The organism is Belnapia rosea (assembly GCF_900101615.1).
Taxonomy (GTDB): Bacteria; Pseudomonadota; Alphaproteobacteria; order Acetobacterales; family Acetobacteraceae; genus Belnapia; species Belnapia rosea.
Window position 1 is genome coordinate 1 of the sequence record NZ_FMZX01000009.1, and the last position, 17,143, is coordinate 17,143.

The window sequence follows — 17,143 nt, forward strand, 5'->3', positions numbered from 1 at the left end:
CGGCGCCACCGCGTCGAAAACCTGTTTTCCCGGCTCAAGGACTTTGCTCGCATCACCCTGCGACGCGACAAGACACGCCGCAGTTGGATGGGCTTCGCCCATCTTGCTGCCACCATGATCAACTTGCGCACCACTGAGTTCGGTCACAGACCCTAGAGAAGGGCTGCGCCCGCGCCACGGCTCCGGGGGAGGAGGCGCAGGAGCGTGTGGTGCTCCTGAACCCTTGTCGTGCGTCGGACCCCATGCTGTTGGATTTCACTGATGATGGGCGTCCAACAGCGCGCCACCTCGACCAACCCGGGCGTCGGTTTCGAGCCGAGACCTCCATCCGCCTCTATCATCTCGACCACACCGATCTCGTCGAACACCGCCGGCTTCTGGCCATCGAGCTTAACGAGAAGATTGACGCCGCGAATGAACTCTACGACCGAGTGGATACCGGCGATCTCGCTATAGATCGTAGCTATAATAGTCATGTCCGTGATCTGAAGAACGCCATGGCTGAACGCGCTGAGCTTTCGGCATTCGCACGCAAGATCGTCGCCGGGCGACGCGACCTTCCCTGGGTGGAGGAGCTGTTCCTAATCTGAGGGCCGGCGTGTGTCGCCCGCGAGCAACTCTCTGTCCTTCGTTTCTTTTGGTCGGATGGTGAGCATGCTGAAGGTAGACCGTTCGTCCGCGGCACGTAGGAGCCAAGATCAAGACGTTGACCCTTGTTGACTAAATCGCCCAACCCTCAAAGTCCAGAGAGTCTCCGTGGTTTCGCAGAGCTCACCTGACCTCGTTGTGGAACCAAGCTATCAAGATCATGGCTGAAGCCTACGGAAAACCTGTGGTTCAACGCAGCGCCGGTACTGCGAAGGAAATTCCGGGAAAGACCGACTGGCGCTCTGGGCCTCGCTGCTCGCGGTCCCGGTGCTGAGCTAGCGAGCGGATCGCTGCACCTTGATGGCATTTGGCCTCGGGCTCGCCGCAGTGCTGCTGGTGCTGGCTGGCACCATAGGTGCCCGAGGGCCCGAGCGGTCTCGGGGTGGCGCTGGGGCTGGCGGCGAGCGCCACCTTCCGCGCAGGCACGGTGCTCAGCAAGAAGCTCGGCTTTCATAGCCCCGTGCTGCTGATCACGGCCTGGCAGCTGCTCCTGGGGACGCCGCTGGTCTTTGCGGTGTGGCTGGTCCTGTACGACCATGCTTATCCCGCAGCCGGATGCTGGGCGCAGGCTCTTCGGCCTGTTCTTCATGGTCGTCTTCGCCAATGCCCTCGCTTACGCCGCGTAGTACGTTTTGGCAGAGCGGCTGAAGGCCAGCGTCGCCAGCCTCTCGCTGCTGGTGGTGCCCTGCATCGGTGTCGCCAGCAGCGCGGTGCTCGTACAGCGCGCGATTGGCCCCTTTGACGTCGCGGCCCTGGCCTGCGTGCTGGGCGCGATCGCTCTGGTAGTCCGGCGGCCCGCGATACCTCCAGCGCTGGAGACGCGTCAGCAGAGCGAGTGAGCGGTACCAGCAAGACGCAAGCGTGCGGGTAGGATAGGTTCCGAATGGTCGACAGGGACCACCAATGGGCAAGAGGTTAAGGGAAGCGAGCGAAATTCGCGCTCCCTGACTCGACCGGCAGGCGATCGAAAGCACAACTTGTGAGTGCCTGTCGTCGGTCAATATTCAATAATTTCAACTAGTTAAACCTTGTGGTGAAAATCACCCTACCCTCAACCTTCGGAGAGAACGCGCCCTTCGGAAAGAGAATTCCGACCTCGTTCCGCTTTTGCACCATCAAGGTCCGCGCGGAAAACCGCAGGAAACCTGCGCCTCACGGCGTGGTTGTCTGGGAGGGAGAATGGTTGGGTCAGGGCCGACTGGAGCGGGCGAAGGGATTCGAACCCTCGACCCCAACCTTGGCAAGGTTGTGCTCTACCCCTGAGCTACGCCCGCGCCGTTCGGCGCGGCGTCGATGTACCATAGTTTCTCCCTGGCGCAACCCCCCTTCGCAACGCCTCGGTCTGGACGGCTCTCCCGGCGCGGGCCACGCTCGGGCCGAAGCGCGGGAGGAAGGTAAATGACCAAGCCGGGCAAGGCGTTCGACAATATGGTTGCGGCCGTGGCGGATATTCCGGACGGGGCGGTGATCGCCTTCGGCGGATTCGCCGGCCCTGGCACTCCCTACAACCTCACCAAGGCTTTGCTGGCACAGGGGGCGAAACGGCTTACCTGCATCGCCAACACCACCGGCGGGGCCCAGCAACCGCGCATGCCTGATATCGGCATGCTGGTGGAGAACGGCCAGGTGGCCAAGGTGATCTGCGCCTTCACCGCGGCGACCCGCCCGACTGACCAATTGCCCTTCACGCCCTATTACGAGCGGGGCGAGGTGGAGGCGGAGTTGGTGCCGCAGGGGACGCTCGCCGAACGGCTGCGCGCCGCCGGCGCCGGCATTCCAGCCTTCTACACGCCAACCGCCGTCGGCACGGAACTGGCCAGGGGACGGGAGACGCGCATCATCCATGGTCGGGAATACCTGCTGGAATACGCCCTGCCCTGCGATTATGCATTCATCCGCGCCTGGCGCGCGGATGCGGCCGGCAACCTGCAATTCCGCCTGTCGCAGCGGAATTTCGGGCCGTTGATGGCCATGGCCGCCAGAACCACCATTGTCGAAGTAGAAGAACCCATCCTGCCCGTTGGCGCCATCGACCCGGATCAGGTGCATACGTCGGGGATCTTCGTTCATCGCCTGGTACCGATCCCCCCGCCCCCAGAGGGCCTTTGGACCACCCGCCGGCAGGAGCGCGCGAAATGAGTGGGTGGGACCGGCAGCAGATGGCCGACCGCCTGGCGCGAGAGTTCCAGGATGGTTGGATCGTCAATCTCGGCGTCGGCATCCCGACGCTTTGCAGCAACACCGATATCGGCGACCGTGACATTATCTACCACGCCGAGAATGGCGTGATCGGCTACGGCCCTGTCCTGCCGCCAGGGCAGGAGGATCTGCATCTCGTCAACGCCGGCGGACAGAATGTCTCACTGAGGCCGGGGGCCGCGATCGTCCATCATGCGGACAGCTTCGCCATCATCCGCTCCGGCCGCATCGATGTGACGGTGATGGGCGCCTATGAGGTCGCCGCCAATGGCGACTTCGCCAACTGGCGAATTGGCGACGCCAAGGGTGGCGGCATCGGCGGCGCGATGGATCTCGCCGCCTGCGCACGCCGGGTCTTCATTATACTCGAGCATACGACGCGGACGGGGGAGCCACGGCTGCTCCGGGCGTGTAATTTGCCGGTGACGACGCGGGGCGTAGTCACGCTGGTCGCCACCAATCTCGGGCTCTTCGCCCCGGCCGGCGACGGTTTTGCAGTGCGGGAATTGGCGCCCGGGGTGAGTTTCGAAACGGCCCAGACCGCCACCGGCGCGCCGCTGCTGCCCGGATGAGCCAGCCCACCTTCCAGGTCACAAGGCTCCTCGTCTGGCCGCACCTCCTTGGAGGATACGGAGGCATGCTCCGCCATGGACAAAGAGCCAGGGGTCGTGCGTTTCATCGATGGCTCCCGAGGTAAGGAGGTCGATCACCACGCGAGGCGCACGCGCGGCCCTGGCCACTCCACCTTGGCTGCTGGACCATTGAGCCGACGAGCCACTTCCTCGCCTGGGGTGCTGCTGCTCCCAAAGGATAGCCTTGGTCAGGGGCTGTGCAACCGAGGGGGCCGCCGCATTGCTGGCACATGCTTTCGCCACTCTCGGGCTGCCGACGACCGTGGCTGGGATCAACCCGCCGAATTTCACCTCTCTCCGCGTCGCGGCGAAGCTCGGCCCGGTGGCGCAAGGGCGGGCGGGCGGCTACCCTCGCCAGGCGCTGCGTCGGAAAGAATGGCTGACGGTGCCGGGAGGATAGAGGGATGGGCCTGCATATCGACTACTACGCCTCGCTGAACTCGCCCTGGACGCATCTCGGCGCAGCGCGGATCGAGGCCTTGGCGGCGCAGCACGGCGCCTCCCTACGCATCTGGCCGGTCGATTTCGGTACCATCTTCGCCGGCTCAGGCGGCCTGCCACTGCCGAAGCGCAGCCCGCAGCGGCAGGCCTACCGCCTGCAGGAACTCGCCCGCTGGCGCGAGGCGCTGGGCATCCCTATCCAGATCCAGCCGAAGCACTTCCCAGCGAAGGAGTTGCCCGCCGCTGCCTGCGTCATCGCGGTACGGGAGACGATGGGCGATGCGCCTGCCATCCGCCTCGCCCACCGGGTGCTGAAGGCTTGCTGGGAAGATGATCTCGATCCGGGCGAGGAGGCGACGCTCGTCCGTCTGATCGGCGAGGTCGGCCTGGACGGAGAGGCCGTGCTCGCCCTCGGCAAGGAGCCGCGCTGGGCAGAGATGCGCACGGCCGATAGCGAGCGGGCGCTGGCCCGCGGCGTCTTTGGCGCCCCTTCCTATGTCATCGGTGACGATATCTTCTGGGGCCAGGACCGGCTGGAATTCGTTGCCAAGCGGCTGGCGCGCGGCTGATGCCGGAGGGCGAGATCGGCCGCTCCGTCCGACGGCGGGAAGACCTGCGCTTCCTCACCGGGGCGGGGCGCTATGTCATGGATGTGGCAGTGCCGGGGGCGCTGCATGGCGTCGCCCTCCGCTCCCCGCACGCCCATGCCCGCATCCTCGGCATCGACACGGCGGCGGCATTGGCCATGCCCGGCATCCACCTCGTCCTGACCCATGCCGACCTTCTGGCCGAAGGCATCGGTCCCCTGCCCTGCCCGGCCGTGGTCGTCACCGTCGCGCCGATCATTGTCCCGCCACGCGATGCCCTGGCCGCGGATACGGTGCGGCATGTGGGCGAGGCCGTTGCCTTCGTCGTGGCCGAGACCGCCGCCCAAGCGCGCGACGCGGCGGAGGCGATCCTGGTCGAGTACGAGACGCTGCCCGCCGTGGTGGAAAGCCGCGCGGCGCTTGCCCCCGGCGCACCGCAGCTTTGGCCCCAGGCGCCAGGCAATGCGGCCTTCCGCTTCGAGCGTGGCGACAAAGCGGCGGTCGAAGCCGCATTCGCCGTGGCCGCGCATGTGGTCGAGCTCGAGCTGATCAACAACCGCGTCCATGCTGCGCCGATCGAGCCACGGGCCGCCGTCGCCCGCTGGGACGGAGCACGGTTCGACCTGATGTTCAGCGGCCAGGGTGTGCATGGCATCCGTCGTCAGCTTGCCCAGGATGTCTTCCACCTGCCGGAGGAAGCCTTCCGGCTGCACTGCCCCGATGTAGGCGGCGGCTTCGGGTTGAAGAACTTCCTCTTCCCTGAATATGTCGCGCTGCTGCTGGCCGCCCGCCGCCTGGGACGGGCCGTGGTCTGGACTGCCGACTATACGGAGGATTTCCAGGCCGCCGTCCATGCGCGGGATCTGCGCGGCCGGGCCCGGCTCGCGCTCGACGCCGAAGGGCGTTTCCTCGCCCTCCATGCCGATCTCGCAGCCGATATGGGGGCCTATTGCTCCTCCCACGGCCCCGCCTGCCCGACCAACTCCGTCTCGACCGCCATCGGCGGCGTCTATGCCATCCCCTCCATCCGGCTTGAGGTGACCGGCGCCTTCACCAATACAGCGCCGGTCGATGCCTATCGCGGTGCCGGCAAGCCGGAAGCCAACTATCTGACCGAGCGGCTGGTCGAAGCCGCGGCCCGGCAACTCGCCCTGGATCCGGTTGAGCTGCGACGTCGCAACCTCATCACTGCCTTTCCCTATCGCAGCGCCCTTGGGATGCTGATGGATACGGGACGCTTCGCCGCCAACCTGAGCGAGCTGGAGGCGCTGGCGGACCGCAGCGGCTTCGCCGCCCGCCGGGCGGAAGGTGAAGCAAGGGGCCTGCTGCGCGGCCTCGGCATCGCCTGCTTCCTTGAGACCTCGCGTGGTGCGCCGCATGAATGGGCTGCGGTGCGCTTCGCGGATGATGGGATGGTGGAGCTCTGTCTCGGCACCCAGTCCAATGGCCAGGGTCATGAGACGAGCTTCCCGCAATTCGCCGCCGCCCATCTCGGCCTGCCGGCGGAGCGCTTCCGCCTGGTCCAGGCGGATACCGACACCATCCCCTTCGGCAATGGCCATGGCGGCGCCCGGTCGCTGCATGTCGGCGGCACCGCGCTGGTGATGGCGATGGAGGCAGTGCTGGAGAAGGCGCGACCCATCGCCGCCCATCTCCTGCAGGCCGCGCCCGAGGCGCTGGACTATGCCGGCGGCCGCTTCCGGGTCCACGGCACCGAGCGCAGCGTGGCGCTGGAGGCTGTGGCCGAGGCAGCGCGGGATCCGGCCAACCTACCGGAGGGCACCGCGCCGGGCCTGGATGCCGAAGCGAAGAACCTGTCGGAACTCGTCACTTTCCCCTCCGGCGCCCATTGTGCCGAGGTGGAGATCGACCCGGAGACGGGGCAGGTGACCCTGCTGCGCTACCAAGCCGTGGACGACTATGGCCGACTCATTAACCCGCTACTGACGGCAGGCCAGGTACAGGGCGGCTTGGCCCAAGGCATCGGCCAAGCGCTGCTGGAGGAAGTGGCCTACGAACCTGGCTCCGGCCAGCTCCTTTCCGCCTCCTTCATGGATTACTGCGTTCCCCGCGCGGCGGACCTCCCGCCGCTGGAGATCGCCTTCGGTGAGTTGCCGACCGCTTCCAACCCGCTCGGCGTGAAGGGCTCGGGCCAAGCGGGGGCGATCGGTGCGCCGCAGACCGTCGTGGCGGCAGTGCTGGACGCGCTGGCGCCGCTCGGCATCGGCCATCTCGACATGCCGCTGACGGCCGAGCGCGTCTGGCGGGCGATCCAGGCTGCTACTCCGCAGTAATTCCGGTTACCTGAAGCACCTTCGCCCAGCGAGTCTGCGCTGCTTCCAGATTGGCCTGGGTCGCCGCCGGTGGTGTCCAGGCGGCGTCGAGGCCGAGATCGCTCAGCCGCCGCACGATCTCTGGTTGGGCCATGGCCCGTCGCAGCCCGTCCGCGAGGGTGGCCATGACCGGGGCTGGTGTCCGGGTCGGAGCCAGCAGCGGCACCACGCCATCCCAGTCGAACAGGGCGGGGTAGCCGAGTTCAAGGAAGGTCGGGGTCTCCGGTAGATAGAGCAGGCGCTTCGGGCCGAGCACCGCCAGGACCCGCAGCTTGCCTGCCTGGATATGCTCGCGGGTCGAGGTGTGGCTCACCAGACCGCATTGCACCCGCCCGGCCAGCATGTCGAGGATCAGAGGGTTCTCGCCACGATAGGCCACATGGGTCATCCCCAGCCCCTCGGCATCCGAGAGGAACTGGCTGAACACATGGCTGCCGGAGCCGGTGCCATAGGAGCCGTAGCTGAAAGAGTGGCCACGCGCCGCGGCAATGAACTCCGCCAGGTTCCGAGCCCCTGTCGATGCCTGGACCACGAAGGTTGCCGCCGCCGCGCCAACCTGCCCGACCGGGGTGAAGTCGCCGAGCGGGTCGTAAGGAAAGCGGCGAAACACCATCGGCGCCTGCATATAGGTCAGGATGGTGAAGAGCAGCGTGGTGCCGTCCGGCGGCGACTTGGCCACGTGATCGGCGCCGATCATGGCCGAGGCGCCGGAGCGGTTCTCCGCCACGATGGTGCGGCCAAGCGCCTCACCGAGGGCCGGGGCCACCGTACGCATCCAGGCATCGGTCGCGCCACCAGGCTGGAAGGGCAGAACCATGCGGATGGGGCCGGTCGGGCAGGGCCTCCAGCCCCTGGGCCCAGGCCTGCGTGTGAAGCGCTCCGGCCGCAAGGCCACAAAGCAAGCCGCGTCGCTGCATCCCGTTGGTTCTCCCGTGGTCCCGTGTTCCCAGGATCCATGACGGAAGCTTCAGAGTTTTCGCCGAGCGCGGCAACGCCGATCAAGGCCTGCCTTCAGATAACGAAGTTCAACGGCTCCACCACCGGCCGCTTCACCCCGGCCGCGGCCGCGCGCTTGATAAGATCAGCGACGGTCAGTTTGGTGAGATGGTCCCGGCAGAGACCCTCCAGCTCACTCCAGAGCGGCGCAACCACTGCCGCCTGAAGGCGGCCCTGGGGCGCATCGGGCGTGCTGTCCTCATCGAGGGCCGTGGCAACGATCTCGGCAAGGCGCAGGTCGCGCGGTGGCCGGCCGAGCCGGTAGCCGCCCTTCGGCCCGCGGATACTGTCGAGAAGACCAGCACGGGACAAAGCCTGCAGCACGGGCTCGATGCCACGCCGGGCCTGACCCAGGCGCTCGGCGATATCGGCGGCACTTACCGCCTCGCTGCGCCCCGCATGGAAAGCGACATCCAGCATGATGGCGATGGCGGTCATCGCCCGTTCCCGCCGCAGCAGCATCCGCGCAACCTCCCCGGCGATTCAACGCCCTGGGACCGTGATATGCCGATGCGCCTATATGGGCAAGACCCGGGCTACACGACGTAGCCCGGGTCTCACGCCTACTCGCGGGTCAGAGTCGCCGCCTCGGGGCCTTTCTTGCCCTGGACGACCTTCATCACCACCGCTTGGCCCTCGGCCAGCGGGGTCAGGCCGCTACGCTCCAGCGCGGTGGCGTGAACGAACACGTCGCGGCCGCCGCCCTCAGGGGAGACGAAGCCGAAGCCCTTCTCCGGGCTGTACCACTTCACCGTGCCGCGCATTTCCTGCGCGTCACCCTGCGGCATGAAGCCGCCACCACCGCCCGGGCTACGCGGCGGACGCGGGCTGCCGAAGCCGCCCCCGCCACCGGCGCCGCCATAGCCACCGGCCATGGCACCACCGCCACTACGTGGCGCCTGAGCTTCACCAGGGCTGGTGATCTCGAGCACCTCGGTGACCTGCTGGCCCTTCTGGCCAGGCCCGACCCGCACGCGCAGCCCCGCACCCGGGTTGACCGCATCCGCGCCCACCCGCTGCAACACCGAGACGTGCAGGAAGGCATCGCCCGAGCCATCGCCCAGCTCGACGAAGCCGAAGCCCTTCTCGGGGTTGAACCACTTCACCGTGGCCTTCAGTTCCGGCCCGGAGGCGAAGACCGAGGGTGCCCGCGAGATCGGCGGGCCGCCACTCGAGAAGCTGGGCGGCGGCGGGGCCCAGCCGCCCCCGAAATCGGGTGTATCGTCGTCGAAGCCGCGCTTGCGGGGCTTACGGGGGCGCCAGCTCTCGTTCTTGGCCATATCGGAAACTCTTCGGTGCTCCTGCAGCCATGCCCCTTCCTTGGTGCATGGCCCGCCGCCCCGGCTCCGGAGGAACCGAGATCCGGCGATTGGCAAAACTCGCGGTACAGCGCCCCGCGGTCAAGGGGCAGTTCGGCGCAAGAGCGATGACAGGCGCATAAATCGCAATCGGCACCCCCAGCCGGGGTCCGAAGGGTACGGGATTCAACGCCGGGGCGAATTAAATTGGTAGGGTGCCGCCGTCGTCACCAGCGGGTCGAGCGCCAGGCGATGCTCGAGCGGCGGAAAGGCACGGCTGCGGCAATCGAGCCGGTCGCAGAGCCGGCAGGATAGCCCGATGCCGACCATCGCCTTCTCCAGGTCGATGCCATCGCCATAGACCACCTCCGGCGCGCGGGAGAGATCGCAGCCCATGGCGACCACCTGCACCGCCGCCGGCTCACCCCAGCGGGTCGGCGCGCCCTGCACGGTGCGGGCGAAGCACAGGAAGGTGCCGCCATCCGGCAACTGCGCGAGTTGCACCCGCACCTGGCCCGGCGTGGCGAAAGCGTGGTGTACGATCCATTTTGGGCAGCTTCCGCCGAAGCGGGCGAAGGGGAAGCCGGCAGCGCTGAAACGCTTGTCGACATTCCCGGCCGGGTCGACGCGGAGGAAGAAGAAGGGCACGCCCCGTGCGCCCTCGCGCTGCAGGGTGGTCAGACGATGGCAAGCCTGCTCGAAGGAGACGCCAAAGCGCGCGGCGAGCGCCTCCACATCATGGCGCAGACCCCGCGCCGCCGCGGCGAAGCCGGCATAGGGCATCAGCAGCGCACCGGCGGCATAGTTCAGCAGGCCGATACGGATCAGTGCCGCCGCTTCCGGGCTTGATGGCTCGAATCCGCCGAGCGCTGCCTGCACAGCCTCCCCCGCTTCAAGCAGCATGAGCTGGAAGGCGAGGTGGAAGCCGCGGCTTTCCCGCGGCAGCGATTCCGATAAATCGAGCCGGCGCCCCGTCGGATCGTAGCGCCGGAGCGCGCCGGGCAGCGGGCCGACGACGACGGTCAGCCCATGCCGCTCGCGCAGCCGCTGCGCCACGGCATGGTTCATCTCCGAGGGCAGTGAGGTGCGCATCTCAGCGGCGATTGCCTCAGCCTCCGCCTCCAGCAGGGGGAAATGGTTGGCGCGGTCATGGAAGAAGTCGCGCGCCTCCTCGGTCGGCAGCAGCAGGCGGCGGCCGGTTGGCAGGGCAATGCCGCCGCTATCCTCCCGCGCGACCCGCCAGGCACGATAGAGCGCCAGCATGGCCCGACCGGCCTGCGGGGCGCTGCCGGCGATGGTGGCGATCTCCTCCTCCGGGACCTCGTCGAGACCCAGCAGAGGGTCCGCCAGAACCTCGCGCAGCCCCGTCTCCAGCGCCTTCTCGCGGATGCCGGAGAGAGCCGCGATGTCCACCTGCAAGGCTTCGGTCAGCTTGATGAGCAGGCTGGCCGTGACGGCGCGCTGGTCGTGTTCGATTAGGTTGAGATAGCTGGCCGAGATGCCAAGGCGCGCGGCCAATGCCTGTTGGGCCAGACCTCGCTCCTGCCGCAGGCGCCGGATGGTCCGGCCGATCAAGGCACGCGCCACGCTTCACATCCTTTACATTTTTCCCCGCTTTTCTGTCATGACCACGACAGGTTTGCGGCTTTACAAGCGATCTACGTGCTGAACTCCGACCCGACAATGTGAATTATTCACTCGTCTACAAGACGTGACGGATGGGAGATGCCGATGCACCAGATACCTGCCCCCTGCTTTGCACCTGATGGCAGCCTTGGGGGCGACAGGCCGGAACCTGGCCGCTTCGATGGCATCCGCCGCGACTACAGCCTGGCCGATGTTGCGCGCCTCGCCGGCAGCTTTCGCATCCAGCACACCCTGGCCGACCGTGGTGCGCGCCGCCTCTGGCAACTGCTGAAGACAGAGCCCTATGTGAACACCCTTGGCGCGCTGACCGGCATGCAGGCGCTTCAGCAGGTGAAGGCGGGGCTGAAGGCGATCTACCTATCCGGCTGGCAAGTGGCGGCCGATGCCAACACCGCCGGCACCATGTATCCGGACCAGTCGCTCTACCCGGTCGACAGCGTTCCCAGCGTTGTGCGGCGCATCAACAATGCGCTGCGCCGGGCCGACCAGATCGCGGTGCAAGAAGGCAAGGGGGATACGACCCACTACGTGGCGCCGATCGTCGCCGATGCCGAGGCCGGCTTCGGTGGGGCGCTGAACGCCTATGAGCTCATGCGGGCGATGATCGAGGCCGGCGCCGCCGGCGTGCATTTCGAGGACCAGCTGGCCTCTGAGAAGAAATGCGGCCATCTCGGCGGCAAGGTGCTGGTGCCGATCAGCCAGCATATCCGCACATTGAATGCCGCCCGCCTTGCCGCGGATGTGGAGGGTGTGCCGACCGTGCTGCTCTGCCGCACCGATGCGGAGAGCGCGCAGCTGCTGACCAGCGATGTCGACGAGCGAGACCGCCCCTTCATCGACACCGAGCGGACGCCGGAAGGCTTCTTCCGCATCAAACCTGGAATGGGCAAGCGGTATGCGACCGCCCGCAGCCTCGCCTACGCGCCTTATGCCGACCTGCTCTGGTGGGAAACCTCCGACCCCGACCTCGATGATGCACGGGAATTCGCCGAGGCAATCCACCGCGAGTATCCGGGCAAGCTCCTCGCGTACAACTGCTCGCCGAGCTTCAACTGGCAGCGGAAGATGGGGATCGAGGCGGCGACGCGCTTCCAGCGCGAGCTCGGTGCCATGGGCTACAAATTCCAGTTCGTGACCCTGGCCGGCTTCCACAGCCTGAACCTGTCCATGTTCAAGCTGGCACGCGGCTACAAGGATCGCGGCATGGGCGCCTATTCCGAGCTGCAGCAGGCGGAATTCGCGGCCGAGGCGGATGGCTTCACCGCCATCCGCCACCAGCGCGAGGTCGGCGTCGGCTATTTCGACGCGGTCGCCACCGCGGCGGGCGGCGGCCACTCGAGCACCACCGCGCTGGCGACCAGCACCGAAGCCGCGCAGTTCCACGACCAGGATCACGCGCCCGCGCGCGAGGCTGCCCCGGCGAAGTGAGAGCAGGCCCCGCACCTTCGTGCGGGGCCACCCCCAACCCAAAGGAAGACGCCCCATGTCCCACGATGATTCCGACGACGGCCTGATGCACGCCCGTGATTGGGAGGCCGAGCCGACACCCTGGCGCGAGGAGCAGCTAGCCGAGCCGGATGGCCATGCCGTCGCCGATGACGGTTACGACGATGGCTTGGTCCATGACCATGGCTGGGCCTGCTCGGAGCGAGGTCGCATGGCACACCGCTGAACAACCCTGGTCGGGCTATTCGACCAGGCTCGCCGCCAGACTCACCGCCGCCGCCAGGATGACGGCGTTGAACATGAAGGCGACCAGCGCATGCGTCAGCGTGAGCTTGCGCAACAGCCGGTCGGTTACCGCGACGTCGGAGGTCTGGAAGGTCATCCCGATGGTGAAGGCGAAATAGAGGAAGTCGCTGAACTCCGGCCTCTCCTCGCCTTCCGGCCCTTGCGGAAAGTCGAGCCCGCGGCCCCCAGCCTGCCAGTACTCATGGGCATAGCGCACCGCGAAGAGGTGATGCACGAAGACTCAGGACAGTCCGATGGTGAGGAGGGCAAGGGTGATCTGCCCAGGCCCCGGCTTGCCCTCGGCCGAGGCCAGGTACCAGACCACCGCGCCGATCGAGGCAATGGCGGCGGCCAGGCTCGCGGACAGCACCGCCGTCTCGCCCTCGTCCAGTTCTTCGGCCCGGCGGCGGATGGATTCCGGTGTGGCCCGCTGCATCAGTGCAAAGGTCGGGATCGTATGGCCCAGCGCTGCGGCGCACCAGCCAAGCAGCACCGCGCTTGGCTCCTGGATGCCAATCATCCAGGCAGAGACTCCAACCAGCAGGCCGAGCGCCGCAGCAGCCAACAGGACCGGGCGGCGGCGCAGCCCGCTGAACATCATGCGGCGGCCTGAAGGGCCTGGGCAAAGACTGCTCCATCGACATTGCCGCCACTGAGGACGATGCCGCAGCATCGCCCCTGCACCGCGAGCTTGCCGGCCAGCAGCGCCGCCAAGGCCACCGCCCCGCCCGGCTCGACGACCAGCTTGAGATGCTCGAAGGCGAAGCGCATGGCGCGGAAGACCTCGGCCGGCGTCACCACCAGCCCGCCCGCCAGCCTCGCCCGGTTGATGGCGAAGGTGAGCTCGCCCGGCCGCGGCGCCAGCAGCGCATCGCACAGCCCCTCGCCCTGCCCGTCATTCGCCAGCCGCTCCCCAACGGCGAGGCTACGGCGCGTGTCGTCCCAGCCCTCCGGCTCGACCGCCCAGACCTCGGCTGCAGGCGCCAGCGCCTCCATCGCCAGGGCACAGCCGGCGATCAGCCCGCCGCCGCCGGTGCAGACGGCAAGCGCATCGAGCGTGAGGCCCGCCGCGCCTGCGTCCTCCACCAGTTCCATCGCCAGCGTGCCCTGGCCGGCAATGACATGCGGATCGTCGAAAGGTGGGATGAAGGTCCCGCCATGCTTCGCCACCAGCTGCGCGGCGAGTGCCTCGCGATCCACGGTGTGGCGGTCGAACAGCACGATGTCGGCACCCCAGCGGCGCGTCGCCTCCCGCTTGATGATGGCGCCATCCGCGGGCATGGCGATGACGGCCGGCATGCCGAGCTGATGGGCCGCGCAGGCCGTGGCCTGGGCGTGGTTACCGGATGAGTAGGTCACGACCCCGGCGCGCCGCGCGGCTGGGTCCAGCAGCAGTGCCGCGTTGGTCGCGCCACGCAGCTTGAAGCTGCCGGTACGTTGCAATGGCTCCGGTTTCACCAGGATGGTGCCGCCGGTCAGCTCATCGAGCAGCGGGTGGCGCAGCATGGGCGTGCGGATGATACAGCCGCGCAGCCGGGCGGCGGCAGCTTCGACATCGGCGAAGCCTGGCAGCGCGCTCATGGCGTGCCCTCGAAGCGAAGCGGGTCGCAGAGCGGCACAGCGGCTGCGACATCCGCATCGGGCGGCATGCCGTTGACCAGCGAGGCCAGCAGCCGGCCCGCAGCCGGGGCGGTCTGGATGCCGTAGCCGCCCTGGCCGACCATCCAGAAGAAGCCCGGCTCCCGCGCCGCGCCGATGGCGAGGCCCCGGTCCGGCGTGAAGCTGCGGAGCCCCGCCCATTTGTGCTCGATGCGGCCGACCGGGATGTCGAGCGCCTGCTGCATCCGGTCGATGGCGATAGCGACGTCCAGCTCGTCCGGTTGGGCATCGAGCGGGGCGCTGTCGGTCTCATCGGCGGGTGAAACCATCAGCTTGCGCCGCGCCTCGGGCCGGGCATACCAGCTGTGGCCGGCATCGCCGAGTAGCGGCCAATCGGCACAGTCATGGGGGCCAGGGTTGATGATGCAGGCGGTGCGGCGCTTCGGCTGCAGACCGATGATAGGAATGCCGGCCAATGCCGCCACCTCGTCGCCCCAGGCACCAGCGGCATTCACCAGGACCGGCGCGCGATAGGTCTCACCCCCTACGGCCTCGGCATGCCAAAACCCGCCCCGGCGCCAGATGCGCCCGGCCCGCTGTCGCAGCGCCAAGGCGCCACCGCGTTGCCGAATGGCCCGCAGAAAGCCCTGGTGGATGGCGGCGACGTCCATGTCAAAGCAGTCGGTTTCGACCGCCGCCATGGCGGCATAGCCGCGCCGCAATGGCGGCACCAGGGCGTGCAGGGCCTCAAGCTCGAGCGGCCGGATATCGGCGCCGCCGGCGATCATGGCCTCCAGCACCGCGACCTGCTCAGGTGGGGCCAGATGCACGACATCCCGTGCCTGGATCAGCGGCGCATCGGCGAAGCCCGGGGGCGCCGAGTCGAAGAAAGCACGGGAGGCGGCGGTGAGGATCCGGGCATCGGGGCTGCCGTAATTGCGGATCCAAATCGCCGCTGAACGGCCGGTGGCATGGTAGCCGGCACTCTCCTCAGCCTCCAGCAGCACGACGCGACGGCTCGGCGCCAGATGGGCTGCCGCGGTGGCGCCGGCCATGCCAGCACCGATGACAATGGCCTCGAAGCTTTGGATCTCCATGGCGCCATGGTTGCCGCGCGACGGATCGGCGGCAAGGGTTGGCGCCCGGCCGGGTCAGATATCCGGGCTTTGCCCACCGGGGCGGCGGTCGCCTGGCGCCTGCTCCCCGATTCGGCCACCATTGGTCTCGAGCGCCCGGGTCGCCTTCTCCACCATGTCCTCCTGAACCAGGAGGGAGACGAGGATGCCCTCGCCCCGGCCACCATCTCCATGGAAGCCATGATGCTGTTCGCTTCGCCGATCCTGGGTGCCGGCAGTGGCATTGTCCTCCCCCGCAGCCTGGACCTGGATTCGGTCGCGCTGGAGCTCAAGTTGCTGGACAAGGGTTTCGACCGCGCGCTCCGCTTCCGCACGCGAATCGAAGAGGCCGGTGATGGTGCGCATCGGGGTCGGTCCTTCTGACTGGATTGGCAGCCCCAACGGCCGGCCAGCCCCCACGTTCCCGCCACTACCATTGCTCCCCCGTTGTCATGTGCGCAGGGCTGAGCCACAGTCGTGCCCGGGACCGGGACAGGTCCGGACAGGGACAGGGCGGGTTTCCCGCCCCTGGGAAGGACGACAAGAATGGTAGTCAAGGGAATGACCCGGCGCGGGGCACTGCGTTCGGGTGCCGGCGTGATGGCGGCCGGGTTGCTCGGCGCCCCCATGGTACATGCCCAGGGCACCGGCGGCAGCCTCCGCGTCGCCTTCTGGGACCACTGGGTGCCGACCGGCAATGACGCAATGCGCGCCCTGGTGACCGAATGGAGCCAGAAGAACCGGGTCGAGGTGACGCTCGACTTCATCAACACCACCGGCAACCAGCTGCAGCTCGCCGGCGCGGCCCAGGCCCAGTCGAAGAGCGGCCACGACATCATCTCCCTCGCCCCATGGGATGTCGGCACCTATGCCTCGGTGCTCGAGCCGGTTGACGACGTCATCAACCGGCTGATCGCGAAATACGGGCCAATCAATCCGGTCGCCGAGTATCTGGCGAAGCGTGAAGGCGCCTGGCGCGGCGTGCCGGCCACCTCCGGCACCCAGAACAAGCCGGCCTGCGTCCGCTTCGACCTGATGCAGGAACATGCAGGCCTCGATGTGCGTGCCATGTGGCCGGCCAGCGGCCAGCCCGGCCCTGGCGCCGATCAGTGGACCTGGGACACCTTCCTCACCGCCGCCGAGAAATGCGGCAAGGCCGGCTTTCCCTTCGGCCTGCCGATGGGCGCCTTCTCGGATGCCGTCGACTGGGTCGGCGCGCTTTTCGCCAGCTATGGCGCATCGATGATGGATGAGAAGGGCAAGCCAACCGTCCGCAACAATCCGAAGCTGCGCACGGCCATCGAATATGCGGTGCGGCTCTCGAAGACGCTGCCGAACGACGTCTGGGCCTGGGATGATGCCTCGAACAACCGGGCGCTGATCTCCGGCAAGTCGGCCCTGGTATTCAACCCGCCCTCCGCCTGGGCAGTCGCCAAGCGGGACCAGCCGCAGGTCGCCGAGAAATGCTGGACCATCCCGATGCCGGCCGGGCCGGAGGGGCGCTTCCTCGCCTATCTGCCCTGGACCTCGGGTATCTGGAATTTCGGCCGCAACAAGCAGACGGCGAAGGCGCTGCTGGAATTCCTTGGCGAACGCAGCTCGGCCGAGGCGCTGACCAGCAAGACCAGCGGCTACGACATCCCGCCCTTCGAGACCATGACCGACTTCAAGATCTGGGAGACCGAGGGCCCGCCGGTTGGCACGGTCTACAACTACCCACTGAAGCCCCACCACAAGGCGAAACCCTCCATCGCCTTTGCACCTGCACCGGGCGAGTTTGCCGCGCAGATGTATGTCCAGGCGCTGAACACCAAGGTCATCGCCCGGGTGGCGCAGGGCGGCGACACGGTGGACCAGGCGCTCGGCTGGCTCGAGCGTGAGTTGACGACGATCGTCCGCGGCGGCTGACGATCACGG

General features: G+C 67.7%; 17 protein-coding genes, 1 tRNA gene and 1 pseudogene. 11 read left to right on the forward strand and 8 right to left on the reverse strand.

The window, feature by feature from the left end; all coding sequences use genetic code 11:
* Positions 1 to 209: 209 nt before the first annotated feature.
* Positions 210 to 590: a hypothetical protein gene (locus tag BLR02_RS28705; protein WP_143018161.1), complete on the forward strand. Its 381-nt coding sequence runs from the start codon at positions 210 to 212 to the stop codon at positions 588 to 590.
* A 690-nt stretch (positions 591 to 1,280) separates the two neighbouring features.
* Complete coding sequence (locus BLR02_RS15560) at positions 1,281 to 1,487, forward strand: hypothetical protein (protein ID WP_090663858.1); 207 nt, start codon at positions 1,281 to 1,283, stop codon at positions 1,485 to 1,487.
* A gap of 360 nt (positions 1,488 to 1,847) precedes the next feature.
* Here BLR02_RS15560 and BLR02_RS15565 read toward each other — a convergent pair.
* A tRNA-Gly gene (locus tag BLR02_RS15565) sits at positions 1,848 to 1,922 on the reverse strand.
* A 124-nt stretch (positions 1,923 to 2,046) separates the two neighbouring features.
* Between BLR02_RS15565 and BLR02_RS15570 the strand changes: the two genes are divergently transcribed.
* The 5 genes from BLR02_RS15570 to BLR02_RS15590 all read left to right on the forward strand — a co-directional run bounded on the left by BLR02_RS15570 (position 2,047) and on the right by BLR02_RS15590 (position 6,801).
* Entirely contained in the window at positions 2,047 to 2,787 is a 741-nt protein-coding gene (locus tag BLR02_RS15570) for a CoA transferase subunit A (RefSeq protein ID WP_090561788.1), read from the forward strand.
* The gene (locus BLR02_RS15575) at positions 2,784 to 3,419 is read left to right on the forward strand and encodes a 3-oxoacid CoA-transferase subunit B (protein ID WP_090561786.1); all 636 of its coding nucleotides are present in this window, start codon (positions 2,784 to 2,786) and stop codon (positions 3,417 to 3,419) included. The genes BLR02_RS15570 and BLR02_RS15575 overlap by 4 nt, the downstream gene beginning before the upstream one ends.
* Positions 3,420 to 3,633: 214 nt before the next feature.
* Positions 3,634 to 3,879 carry a GNAT family N-acetyltransferase gene (locus BLR02_RS15580; protein ID WP_090663859.1) on the forward strand — a complete coding sequence of 82 codons (246 nt, stop codon included), beginning with the start codon at positions 3,634 to 3,636 and terminating at the stop codon, positions 3,877 to 3,879.
* Between the two features lie 4 nt (positions 3,880 to 3,883).
* Positions 3,884 to 4,489: a 2-hydroxychromene-2-carboxylate isomerase gene (locus BLR02_RS15585; protein ID WP_090663860.1), complete on the forward strand. Its 606-nt coding sequence runs from the start codon at positions 3,884 to 3,886 to the stop codon at positions 4,487 to 4,489.
* Complete coding sequence (locus tag BLR02_RS15590; protein WP_090663861.1) at positions 4,489 to 6,801, forward strand: xanthine dehydrogenase family protein molybdopterin-binding subunit; 2,313 nt, start codon at positions 4,489 to 4,491, stop codon at positions 6,799 to 6,801. Before BLR02_RS15585 ends, BLR02_RS15590 begins: the two co-directional genes overlap by 1 nt.
* On the opposite strand, the gene BLR02_RS15595 is transcribed toward BLR02_RS15590, so the two are convergent.
* The 4 genes from BLR02_RS15595 to BLR02_RS15610 all read right to left on the reverse strand — a co-directional run bounded on the left by BLR02_RS15595 (position 6,788) and on the right by BLR02_RS15610 (position 10,721).
* Positions 6,788 to 7,657, reverse strand: a complete 870-nt coding sequence (locus BLR02_RS15595) for a Bug family tripartite tricarboxylate transporter substrate binding protein (protein ID WP_090663862.1) — start codon at positions 7,655 to 7,657, stop codon at positions 6,788 to 6,790. The two genes, BLR02_RS15590 and BLR02_RS15595, sit on opposite strands and share 14 nt — an antisense overlap.
* Before the next feature lie 194 nt (positions 7,658 to 7,851).
* Entirely contained in the window at positions 7,852 to 8,298 is a 447-nt protein-coding gene (locus BLR02_RS15600) for an RrF2 family transcriptional regulator (protein WP_090561776.1), read from the reverse strand.
* 101 nt (positions 8,299 to 8,399) lie between these two features.
* On the reverse strand, positions 8,400 to 9,116 hold the full coding sequence (locus BLR02_RS30880; RefSeq protein ID WP_090663863.1) for a cold-shock protein: 717 nt from the start codon (positions 9,114 to 9,116) through the stop codon (positions 8,400 to 8,402).
* A 204-nt stretch (positions 9,117 to 9,320) separates the two neighbouring features.
* Complete coding sequence (locus BLR02_RS15610) at positions 9,321 to 10,721, reverse strand: helix-turn-helix domain-containing protein (RefSeq protein ID WP_090561773.1); 1,401 nt, start codon at positions 10,719 to 10,721, stop codon at positions 9,321 to 9,323.
* A 144-nt stretch (positions 10,722 to 10,865) separates the two neighbouring features.
* On the opposite strand from BLR02_RS15610, the gene aceA reads away from it, so the two are divergent.
* Together aceA and BLR02_RS15620 are read left to right on the forward strand one after the other, a co-directional pair.
* A complete protein-coding gene (aceA, locus tag BLR02_RS15615; RefSeq protein WP_090663934.1) occupies positions 10,866 to 12,209 on the forward strand; it encodes an isocitrate lyase in 1,344 nt (447 codons plus the stop codon).
* A gap of 55 nt (positions 12,210 to 12,264) precedes the next feature.
* Positions 12,265 to 12,453, forward strand: coding sequence for a hypothetical protein (locus tag BLR02_RS15620; protein ID WP_090663864.1), 189 nt, complete (start codon positions 12,265 to 12,267; stop codon positions 12,451 to 12,453).
* Positions 12,454 to 12,468: 15 nt separating this feature from the next.
* Here BLR02_RS15620 and BLR02_RS30480 read toward each other — a convergent pair.
* From BLR02_RS30480 to BLR02_RS15640, 3 genes and pseudogenes are all read right to left on the reverse strand, one after another.
* Positions 12,469 to 13,185 (reverse strand): annotated as a pseudogene (locus BLR02_RS30480) (DUF1345 domain-containing protein).
* Entirely contained in the window at positions 13,110 to 14,093 is a 984-nt protein-coding gene (locus BLR02_RS15635) for a threonine ammonia-lyase (RefSeq protein WP_090561767.1), read from the reverse strand. The pseudogene BLR02_RS30480 and the gene BLR02_RS15635 overlap by 76 nt, the downstream one beginning before the upstream one ends.
* Positions 14,090 to 15,208, reverse strand: a complete 1,119-nt coding sequence (locus BLR02_RS15640) for an NAD(P)/FAD-dependent oxidoreductase (RefSeq protein WP_090561765.1) — start codon at positions 15,206 to 15,208, stop codon at positions 14,090 to 14,092. The genes BLR02_RS15635 and BLR02_RS15640 overlap by 4 nt, the downstream gene beginning before the upstream one ends.
* Positions 15,209 to 15,214: 6 nt before the next feature.
* Between BLR02_RS15640 and BLR02_RS15645 the strand changes: the two genes are divergently transcribed.
* Positions 15,215 to 15,610, forward strand: coding sequence for a hypothetical protein (locus tag BLR02_RS15645; RefSeq protein WP_090663867.1), 396 nt, complete (start codon positions 15,215 to 15,217; stop codon positions 15,608 to 15,610).
* A 162-nt stretch (positions 15,611 to 15,772) separates the two neighbouring features.
* Positions 15,773 to 17,134, forward strand: coding sequence for an ABC transporter substrate-binding protein (locus tag BLR02_RS15650; protein ID WP_090561761.1), 1,362 nt, complete (start codon positions 15,773 to 15,775; stop codon positions 17,132 to 17,134).
* Positions 17,135 to 17,143: the final 9 nt, after the last annotated feature.